Genomic DNA, 9,266 nt, shown 5'->3' on the forward strand with positions numbered 1-9,266 from the left:
GAGCAGCTGACTCTTAATCAGCGGGTCCGGGGTTCGAGTCCCTGGCGGCGCACAGTGAACGACTGAGGGCGTTCTCCCCCCGTGGAGAACGCCCTTGGTCATTTTCGGAGTCGGCCGCCCGTCACACGTAGACGCAGGCGAGCTGGAACTCCTCCCACGAGCCGAAGTTGGACAGCGTCGCGTCCGTGTGGACGGCTTCGTTGGTCCGGCCGCCGCCGCTCACAGCGGTGAGGAGGTTTCCGTTCACCGTTTGGATGAGCGTCGGTTCGAAGGTGATGCGGAATTCCTCCCAGGCCGACAGGACGGTTGCGTTCGTGTGGATGGCGTCGGCGTTGGCCTGGCCGCCTCCGCCGACGGCGGTGAGGTAGTTCCCGTTGCTGGTCCGCAACCCGACGTGGAGGTTGTCTCCGGCCGGCACGAGCTGGAACTTCTCCCAGGTCGAGGCGACCGTCCGGTTGCTCTGGATCGCGTTCGTCGTGTGCCCGCCTCCGTCGACCGCCGTCAGAAAGTGTCCGTCGACGGTCTGGATGGTGCAGGTCGGCAGTATCCCCGCCGCCGACGCCTCGCCGGGCAGGCTCAGCGCCACGATCCCGGCCGCGGCGATGACGATGCCCGCCGCACGGCCGAGCTTGTTCCTGGTGTTCACGGTTCTCTCCCCGTTTCAGAGATCGAGTCGTCGCCGACCACGGCTGCAGAGCCCTCTCGCTCTCCCGACCCCGCCGGTCGGCGGATCCATGAGAAACGGTGCGCCTGTCGCCGTCGTACGGCGTGAGTAGCCGTTACTCAAACCGCCCCGGAACCCGCGCCGCGCCCCCTCCGGAAAGTGCCGCAGGCATGCCACGCTGGGCAGGCTCATGTCAGTGGTGCCGCCGGACCGGGGGACAGACATGCCGGATTTACCGTGGCCGTTCGTGGAGCGGGACCGGGAACTGGAGACCTTCGAGCGGGCATGGCGCAGACCTGGGTGCACCACCGTGGCGGTCTTCGGACCGGCCGGAGTGGGCAAGTCACGGCTCGCCGACGAACTCCTCACCCGGGCCGTGGACACGGGAGCCAAGGCGATCCGGGTGACCGCGAGTTCCGCGGCGGCAGCGGCGCCGATGGGCGCGATCGCCCACCTGATACCGGCCGGCGTCGACCTGTCGGACCCGGTCTCCGGGTTCGCCGAGGTCGCCAGGCTGCTGGCAGGACCCGGGGGAGACGACCGGTGGGCGGTCCTGGTGGACGATCTGCATCTGCTGGACAAGGCGTCCACCGCACTGCTGCGTCATCTGCTCGACGCGGGCGCGATCCGGCTGATCGCCACGGTCCGCACCGGTGGCCCGGCCGCAGAAGCCACCGCCGTCGACGCCGTGGAGGCACTCGCGCGGGGTGACGCGGTCTGCCGTATCGACCTGGAACCCTTCGACCGGGGCGGCGCGGAACGGCTGTTGCGCACCGTACTCGGCGCACCGCTCGGGCACCGTACCCTCCACCGTCTGTTCGAGGCGTCCGGGGGCAACGCCCTGTACCTGCGTGAGCTGGTGCACGGAGCGCTGGACGCCGGGACGCTGTCGAGCGACGGGGAGATCTGGACCCTCGCCGAAGGGGCGCTGCCGACCACGCCACGCCTCGGCGAGCTGATCAGGAACCGCCTCGCCGCCGTGGACACCGTGGCGCGCAGGGTTCTGGAGCTGCTCGCGGTGTGCGGGTCGGTCTCGTTGGCCGACGCGGCCTCGATCGCGTCGACGGATGTGGTGGCCGAGCTGGACGAAGCCGGTCTGGTCGAGGTCCGGCAGGACGAACGGCGCACCCTCGTCGTCCTGAGCCACCCGCTCTACGGCGAGGCACTGCGGGAGGGGCTCTCCCTCGTCCGCCGTCGGGCGCTGCTGCTCCGGCAGATCGAACGGATCGGCGCGAACGGCGGCAGACGCCACGACGACGCCCTCCGGGTGGCCATCTACCGGCTGGCCGCCACCGGCACGGCCGATCCCGGGCTGATCGTCCGTGCCGCCGCGCTGGCACGCCATGTCCACGACTACGAACAGGTCGTCGCCCTGCTGGAGGCTCTTCCCGAGGCGGATCGCACCTACGGCTCCTTCCTCCTCCAGGGCGATTCCCTGGTCCAACTCGGGCGCTGGCAGCGGGCGGAGGAGATCCTCGCGGAGGCGCAGCGGCGGGCCGCGTCGGAGGAGGACAGGATCGCCGCCGCGATGGTCCGCACCTGGAACCTCTTCTGGGTCGCCGCGCGCACCGAGGAGGCGTTCCGGGTCAACGACACCGCGCTACGGCACGTCACCAGCCCGGCGAGTCAACGCCTGCTCGCTCTCAACAAGGCGTCCCTGATGGCTGTTTCGGGCCGCCCTGCTCAGGCCCTGGCGTTGCTCGACGGCCTGGACGCCAACATCCTGGAGACCCAGGACGTCAACTCCTGGCTGGTGGCCTCGATGTCCAGGTCGGCCGGGCTGGCCTACGTCGGGAGGTCCCGTGAGGCGATCGACTCGGGCCGGGCGAGTTACGCCGCCCATGTGAAGGTGGACGACCGGACGCTGGGACCGGCGCATCCGACGTCCCAACTGGTGCCCGTGGTCTTCGCGTTGACCGACGCGGGGGAACTGGCGCAGGCCGGGAAGGTGGCGGAGGGCATTCTGACCGACCTGGTCGACACCGACTCGGCGCAGACCCGGGTGTGGGCCGCGGCCTACCGCGGCAGAGTGGGGTGGCTGGCCGGCGACGCGGCGACCGCACGCCGCTGGTACGCCGAAGCCATCACCCAGGGCCAGAACCACCACCAGGTCCGGCCGCTGTCCCAGGCCTGGGGAGGCCTGGCCGCCGCAGCCGCGTTACTGGGCGACTTCGGCACCGCCGAGGCGGCCGTGGTCCGGATGCGGACCTACCCGGTCATGGGCCATCAGGCGGGCGAGGAACGTCTCGGCGAGGCCTGGCTGCACGCCGCCCGCGGGCACCTGTCCCAGGCCCGGGACATCCTGGCCGCCGCGGCCTCGGCCGCCCGCGACACCGGGCAGCCCACCTCGGAGATGCTGCTGCTGACGGACTTCGCCCGGCTGGGCGGCGCCAAGGAGGTCACCGGACGGCTGGTCGAGCTGAGCAGGCACTGCGACGGGGATCTCGCTCCGGCCCGGGTCCGTCTCGGTACCGCTCTGGCCGCCGACGATCCGGACCTGCTGCTGGCGGCGGCGCATGAACTGGCCGCCATCGGCGCCTACTTGCTCGCCGCCGAGGCCGCGGCGTCGGCCTCGGCGGCCTGGCGCCGGGCCGGTCACCCGCGCCGCGCGACCGCCGCGTCCCTGCTGACCCAGGACTTCACCGCCAGGTGCCCCGGGGTGCGCACCCCCCTCCTCGCGAGCGCGGAGGCCACCTACGCCTTCACGGACCGCGAACGCGAGATCGCGCTCCTGGCCGCAACCAACCTGCGCAGCAAGGAGATCGCCGAGGCACTGCACCTGTCCGTGCGCACGGTCGACAACCATCTCCGGCGCGCCTACGCCAAACTCGGCGTCCGTACGCGCCGCGAACTGGCCGACATCCTCAGCCGGTCCGGCTGGTCCCCGCAGCCACGACAGCGTCCTCAGGAGTAAGCCGTCGATAAGCCGCCTCCCCCGGTGGCCGCCACCACACCGGATCGGCGCACCGGATCCCCTCCCGCCGCAGCCCCGCCCGGTGGATCTTGTTGGTCGCGGTGACCGGCATCCGCCGTACCACCCGTACGAAGCGGGGTGCCATCTTCGTCCCCAAGTCCGGCTGGGCGAGCAGGAATTCGGCGAAGGCGAGCGGGTCGAAGTGCCCGGCGATCGTGGCCATGACCTGGTCGCCGGTCACCGGGTCCGGTACCGCGTACACCGCCACGGCGTCGGCGCCCTCGTAGCGGGCGAGGATGCTCTCGATCATCGCGGCGGCCAGGTTCTCGCTGTCGACGCGGAGGCGGTCGTCGGTGCGGCCGGCGAAGTAGAGGTAGCCGTCGGTGTCCCGGTAGAAGAGGTCACCCGTCCAGTACCAGCCCTCCCGGCGCCGCTCGGCGTCCGCCTCCGGGTTGCGCCAGTAGCCCTCGAAGGGGTTGGCCGCGCGGTTCACCAACTCCCCTATCGCCGCATCCCCGTTGAGCAGCCGCCCGGCCGGGTCGAAGACCGCGGGCGGGCACTCCGTCCGCGTCCGCGGATCGAGTACGGCGAGCCCGGGCGCCGCCCGTCCGACCGCCCCGGGCGGTGTCCCCGGCGACCACTGCACCGCCGCCCCGCCCTCGGAGGACCCGTATCCCTCCACCAGCCGCACCCCGAACCGCCGCTCGAACGCCGCCGCGTCCACCGCCCCCGCCTCCGTGCCGAAGCCCATCCGCAGCGGGTTGTCCCGGTCGTCGGCGCGTTCCTCGGTGGCCAGGACGTATTGCACAGCACGGCCGACATAGGTGAAGTACGTGGCCCGGTACGTCCGTACGTCGTCCAGGAACCGGGACGCCGAGAACCGGCGGCGCAGCGCCACGCCCGCCCCGGCCGCCAGCGCCGGTGCCCAGTCGGCGATCACCGCGTTGCCGTGGAACATCGGCATGCAGATGTAGTGCACGTCGTCCGGAAGCACCCCGAAGCTGCCGACCAGGGAGCTTCCGGCGGCGGCCAGGCGGCCCTGGGTGCAGATCGCGGCCTTCGGGGCACCGGTGGAACCGGAGGTGAAGTAGAGCAGGACGCGGTCGTCGGGGGTGGCCCGGGTGAAGGCGTCCGGTTTCGCGTCCGCGTACGGCGCGAGAAGGTCGTCGTAGGCCTGAGTGTCCGTCACCAGCAGGCGCACGCCGGGGAGTTCGAGGCCGTCGAGGAGCGGGAGGTGGGTGCGTTCGGTGACGAGGACCCGGCATTCGGTGTGCAGGATGTCGCGGGCCAGCTCGGGGCCGCGGCGGGTGGGGTTGATACCGGCGACGGCCGCGCCCGCGAGGGCCGCCGCGCTCAACCACAGGGGATATTCGGGGGTGTTGTCGAGCAGTACGCCGACATGGGGTGCGGTGCCGGGTGGCAGGAGGTCGGCGAGGAGCGCTGCTCTGGCCGCGGCGCCGGCCGCCACCTCGTGGTGGGTGAGCATCCGCTCCTCGCACCACAGCCCCGGGCGGTGGTCGTCCCACCGTGCCTGTACGAGTTCCGCGACGGTACGCCTCCTGGACTCCATGGGGGCGCACGGTAGTTGACGTACCGTCAGATGTGGAGTCTACGGAAAGAAGTCGTCCGCCACCCTGAAGGCCTCGTGGACCGCGACGATGAAGACGAGGCAGAAGGTGACGAACACGCCGAGGAACGCCAGCACGCAGCCCGTCCCCGCCACGAGCTTCCCGCGGGCCGGGGCGTGGGCGGTGGCCCGCTCGGGATTGTCCGCCGCGTAGTGCACGGTGACGATGTCGCCCTCCAGGGTCGTCCCCGGCCCGTTCCCCTCCTCGAACCTGACGGTCCGGCCCTCGCGCGTCGTGAACTCGTAGACGTGGTGCAGCGTCGTCGACACCATGGTGTCCCCGCCGCCGCTGGTCGTCGTGTACGTCCGCAGACAGCGGGCCTCGGCCGTGAGCCCGCTGCTCCAGGCGCTGTCGACCTCCCGCGACCGGCGGATCACCTTGATCGCGCCGAACACCGCCAGGGCGATCATGAGGAGTGGCGCGATGTAGAGCAGTGCTTCCATGGTGTCCCCCGAGGTCAGTTACCGCTTGGTGGAGGGAACCTACCCCCGGGGAACACCGGACTGTCTCAAGCAATGCTCAGAAAGTGACGTCCGAGCAGGCGTAGAACGCGTTGGTCGTGTCCGCGATCGTCCACACCGCCACGATCACGTGGTGGCCGGTCAGGCCGGAGGGAAGGGTGCCGCTGTGCGAGAGGGTGGCCGGCGGGCGCTGGCCGTTGTAGGGGACGGTGAGGAACGGCGTGGTGTTGAGGTCCGAGCGGGCCAGGTTGTGGGTCTGGTTCCAGCCCTGCTTGGTGACGTAGTACTTGAAGTCCGTGGTGGCGTGCATGGCCGTGAACTGCCAGCGGAAGGTGTACGACTGCCCACCCGTCACCTTTGTCGTCGGCCAGGCGGCGCCCGACGGGGTCTTCGGCGCGCTGAGTTGGGCGAAGCGGCTGAGGCCGCCGCTGCAGATCTGGCCGTCGGCGGGACCGGCGGCCGGGAAGCCCTTGGGGCCCTCGACGCTCTGCGGCTCGTACTGGATGTCACCGCAGTTCGTCACCGTGCCGTTGGCACAGAGCTTCTGCCTGCTGATGGGGAGGTCGGTGTAGCCGTGGCTGCTCGCGGCCCCGGACGAGAGCACGATGGCCCCGGCCGTGGTGAGCCCGAGCACGCCCGCGTACCACTTGGTCTTTTTGCGCATGCTGCCGCTCCTGGAGAACGTGTGGGGAGTTCCGTGAGCCGTGCAGGTCTAGACCAAGTCTCAGATTATTGCCCCTACTTGACTGTGTCCATACCAAAAGCCGTGTCCGTCTCCAGGTCGGTCACGGCGCGGCTTCTCCCCGTCCCGAGCAGAACGCGACCGTCAAGTCCTTGACCAGCGCCTTGCGTTCGTAGTCGTCCAGCTCCACCAGGCCGCGCATGGTCAGCCGGGTGACGGTGTCCTCCACCGAGTCGACCACCGACGTGAGCATCGTCGCCCGCTGCTGCGCGTCCAGCGTGGCGATACGGCGCCGGGTCATCGCCGCGGCCACCTCCGGGGCGTACTCGACGCGCAGCGGCTGCACCGAGAACACCTCGATACCGACCGGCGCCGCGTCCGCCGCGACCAGCCGGGTCAGCGCGTCGACGGCCAGGTCGGCCGCGCCCTTCGCGCCACCGCCCGGCGGCTCCACCGGCACCCGGGTCAGCGCCGCCTCCACGCACTCGCGCAGATACGTCTCGTGGTCCTCGACCCCGAGCGTGGCCCGCGCGGTGTCCCGCACCCGCCACACCACGAGCACGGCGACCCGCAGCGCGACCCCGTTCGCGTCGGCGGCCGGCATCGGCTCGCTGCGCCAGTGCCGCAGCCGTACGTCGACCCGGCGGCGCAGCAGCAGCGGGTTGACCCACATCAGCCCGGTGCGCCGGACGGTCCCCCGGTACCGCCCGAACAGGCCGAGCACCCAGGCCCCTCCGGTACGGCCCCGGGCAAGACCGCCGAAGCCGAAGAGACCGAGCGCGCCGGCCCCCGCGTACGCGGCCCACTGCGCGGGACCGAGCCCGGCACCGGCGTAGACCGGCAGCCGTAGCGCGTGGGCCGCGAGCGGGGGCAGGACGCCCGCCCACCACGAAGTGGCGAGACAGCCGGCGAGTCCGCAGGAGCCGGCGAGCACGCCGGCCGTGCCGGGCAGCACCCGGGCCGGCCGCTCCACCAGCCCGGGGTCGACCTCCGGTGCCGGGCGCGGCTTGGCCGGGAGGGGGCGGCGGAAGCGCGGCTGTTCGCCGGTGCCCTGTCTGCGCCCTACGACGGCGGGTCTGAGCGGCAGCGACACCGGGTCGGGGTCGTCGCGGAACAGCAGGTGGACGGGGATCTCGGTGGTCGCCTCGTTCTGGATGAGCCGCGCGGGTCGGGTCTGCCCCTCGGGCGGTCCCACGGGTTCCTCGTTCTCGGGCGTCTGTGAAGTGGTCGTCGTACTCATGGTTGCCTCCAGCCTCCGCGCCAGATGCGTCACAACGGGTGGGGACGAGCGGGGTGATGAGCGTGCTTATGAGAAGAGGCGGCGCCAGGTCTCCGGCCCCGGGTAGCCGTCCGCCGCGCCGCCGCGCCAGCCCTGGGCGCGCTGGAAGGCCTCGACGTTGCGCCGGTCAGGCTCGCCCCAGCGCGGTCCCGGGCCCGTCGTGTAGTACTTGCCGAAGCCCTTCTTGACCAGCTGCTTTCCGAGCTCGGTGACGTACTTGTTGGTCGCGCCGGGGCGGAACATGCTACGGCCGGGGTAGCCGGGGACACCGTGCGAGGCGGCCGAGGCACCGGGCGGGCCCGCCGCTCCCACGACCGCGCCGCCGATGTTCCTGCCCTTGCCGGTGACCAGCAGTTCCCAGGTCAGCGGTCCCGGCAGGCCGTCCGCGTCCGCGCCGGTCCAGCCCTGGGCCTGCTGGAACGCCTGGGTGGCCAGCCGGTCCGCGTCCGACCAGACCGGGCCGGGACCCGCTGCGTAGTAGGAGCCTGCACCGCGGGCGACGAGCATCGTGCCGAGCCGGGTGACGTACTTGTTGTTGGCGCCGGGGCCGAAATACGCCGCTCCCGGGTACGCCGTCTTCGGCGTGACCGCGCCGGCCGGGGTCACCGGGGGCACCGCGGGCTTCGGAGGCACCGCGGGCTTCGGGGTCACCTCCGCCGCGCTCTGGGTCAGGCCCCTGTAGGTGTAGGGGACGTAGTTGGCGGAGTGGCTCCAGTACGCGTAGGGCGTGGACTGGCGGCGGGCGTGCGAGGGGGTCTCCTCCAGGGCGATGTAGTAGGTGTGCGTGTAGTCGGTCCAGCCGCCGAAGATGACGACGTGGGAGCCCTTCTCGGGATTCTCCGGATTGTGGAACAGCAGAATGTCGCCGGGCTGCAGTTCCTCCTTGGAAATACGTGTCCCGTACTGGTCGAGGCTTCCGGTCCATTCGTTCCCCGGCAGCCCCCAGGCCATCGAGACGAACCCCGAACAGTCCTGCCGGTAACCGTCGGACCAGTATTCGTTCATGCTGTACGGCACCTGCGCCGCGATCCAGGTCTTGGCCCGGTTGATGATCTCCGCCCGGGTGGTCGCGGGCGCCTTGAGGACACCGGCCGGCTTCGCCGGTTTCCCGCTCGGGCCGTGCAGCGGGGCCTTGCCGCCCTGCGGGGTCGCGGGCTCGTCACCCGAGTCACCCGTGTCAGCTGCGGGGACGCCGGGGCGGGCCGGGGTGTGGGGGGCGGCGAGGGCCGGTACGGCGTGCCCGGCGGCGAGGGTCGCGGACGCGGCGGCGGCCACCACCAGGACGCGTTGGGCGGTGGGGTGGCCGCCGGTTCGGACGGTCGGGGAATGCGGCAGGATGCGCCGCCGGTGAACGCATTCCGGGCAATCACAATCGCTCGCGGGATCGAATTCCTCGAATACCGGAGTCTCCATGCGATGCCCCTCACACTCCAGGTGGATATTTCCGCGCTCGTGCACGTGCGCCAGTTTCTCAACTGTCTTCCGGACTCGCATGTTGACGGTCCGAATGATGTACAAGGACCCACCCGGGAGCCCGAGGGGGTGGTCAGGAGCACCCCACTCCGTCCGGTAGAGTTGTGCAGGTCAGCAGGCGCCGCTAGCTCAGTTGGTTAGAGCAGCTGACTCTTAATCAGCGGG

General features: G+C 71.3%; 7 protein-coding genes. 1 reads left to right on the top strand and 6 read right to left on the bottom strand.

Going from position 1 to position 9,266, the window contains the following annotated elements; all coding sequences use genetic code 11:
• Positions 1-121: 121 nt before the first annotated feature.
• Entirely contained in the window at positions 122-646 is a 525-nt protein-coding gene (locus OC490_RS48590; RefSeq protein WP_262064479.1) for a fascin domain-containing protein, read from the bottom strand.
• A gap of 241 nt (positions 647-887) precedes the next feature.
• On the opposite strand from OC490_RS48590, the gene OC490_RS48595 reads away from it, so the two are divergent.
• Positions 888-3,578 carry a LuxR C-terminal-related transcriptional regulator gene (locus OC490_RS48595; RefSeq protein ID WP_262064480.1) on the top strand — a complete coding sequence of 897 codons (2,691 nt, stop codon included), beginning with the start codon at positions 888-890 and terminating at the stop codon, positions 3,576-3,578.
• On the opposite strand, the gene OC490_RS48600 is transcribed toward OC490_RS48595, so the two are convergent.
• The 5 genes from OC490_RS48600 to OC490_RS48620 all read right to left on the bottom strand — a co-directional run bounded on the left by OC490_RS48600 (position 3,529) and on the right by OC490_RS48620 (position 9,041).
• Positions 3,529-5,148 (bottom strand): long-chain-fatty-acid--CoA ligase, encoded by a 1,620-nt coding sequence (locus tag OC490_RS48600; protein WP_262064481.1) that lies wholly within the window; start codon positions 5,146-5,148, stop codon positions 3,529-3,531. The two genes, OC490_RS48595 and OC490_RS48600, sit on opposite strands and share 50 nt — an antisense overlap.
• 39 nt (positions 5,149-5,187) lie before the next feature.
• A complete protein-coding gene (locus OC490_RS48605; RefSeq protein WP_262064482.1) occupies positions 5,188-5,649 on the bottom strand; it encodes a DUF3592 domain-containing protein in 462 nt (153 codons plus the stop codon).
• A gap of 76 nt (positions 5,650-5,725) precedes the next feature.
• On the bottom strand, positions 5,726-6,331 hold the full coding sequence (locus OC490_RS48610) for a lytic polysaccharide monooxygenase (protein ID WP_262064483.1): 606 nt from the start codon (positions 6,329-6,331) through the stop codon (positions 5,726-5,728).
• A gap of 121 nt (positions 6,332-6,452) precedes the next feature.
• Positions 6,453-7,589, bottom strand: coding sequence for an SPFH domain-containing protein (locus OC490_RS48615; RefSeq protein ID WP_262064484.1), 1,137 nt, complete (start codon positions 7,587-7,589; stop codon positions 6,453-6,455).
• A 66-nt stretch (positions 7,590-7,655) separates the two neighbouring features.
• Positions 7,656-9,041, bottom strand: a complete 1,386-nt coding sequence (locus tag OC490_RS48620) for a peptidoglycan-binding protein (protein ID WP_262064485.1) — start codon at positions 9,039-9,041, stop codon at positions 7,656-7,658.
• Positions 9,042-9,266 lie beyond the last annotated feature (225 nt).

Source organism: Streptomyces sp. STR69 (assembly GCF_024519455.1).
Classification (GTDB): domain Bacteria; phylum Actinomycetota; class Actinomycetes; order Streptomycetales; family Streptomycetaceae; genus Streptomyces.

Coding starts and splice junctions, on each gene's coding strand:
- OC490_RS48615 (WP_262064484.1), bottom strand. CDS start 7,589: ATGAGTACGACGACCACTTCACAGACGCCCGAGAACGAGGAACCCGTG.
- OC490_RS48600 (WP_262064481.1), bottom strand. CDS start 5,148: ATGGAGTCCAGGAGGCGTACCGTCGCGGAACTCGTACAGGCACGGTGG.
- OC490_RS48605 (WP_262064482.1), bottom strand. CDS start 5,649: ATGGAAGCACTGCTCTACATCGCGCCACTCCTCATGATCGCCCTGGCG.
- OC490_RS48595 (WP_262064480.1), top strand. CDS start 888: ATGCCGGATTTACCGTGGCCGTTCGTGGAGCGGGACCGGGAACTGGAG.
- OC490_RS48610 (WP_262064483.1), bottom strand. CDS start 6,331: ATGCGCAAAAAGACCAAGTGGTACGCGGGCGTGCTCGGGCTCACCACG.
- OC490_RS48620 (WP_262064485.1), bottom strand. CDS start 9,041: ATGGAGACTCCGGTATTCGAGGAATTCGATCCCGCGAGCGATTGTGAT.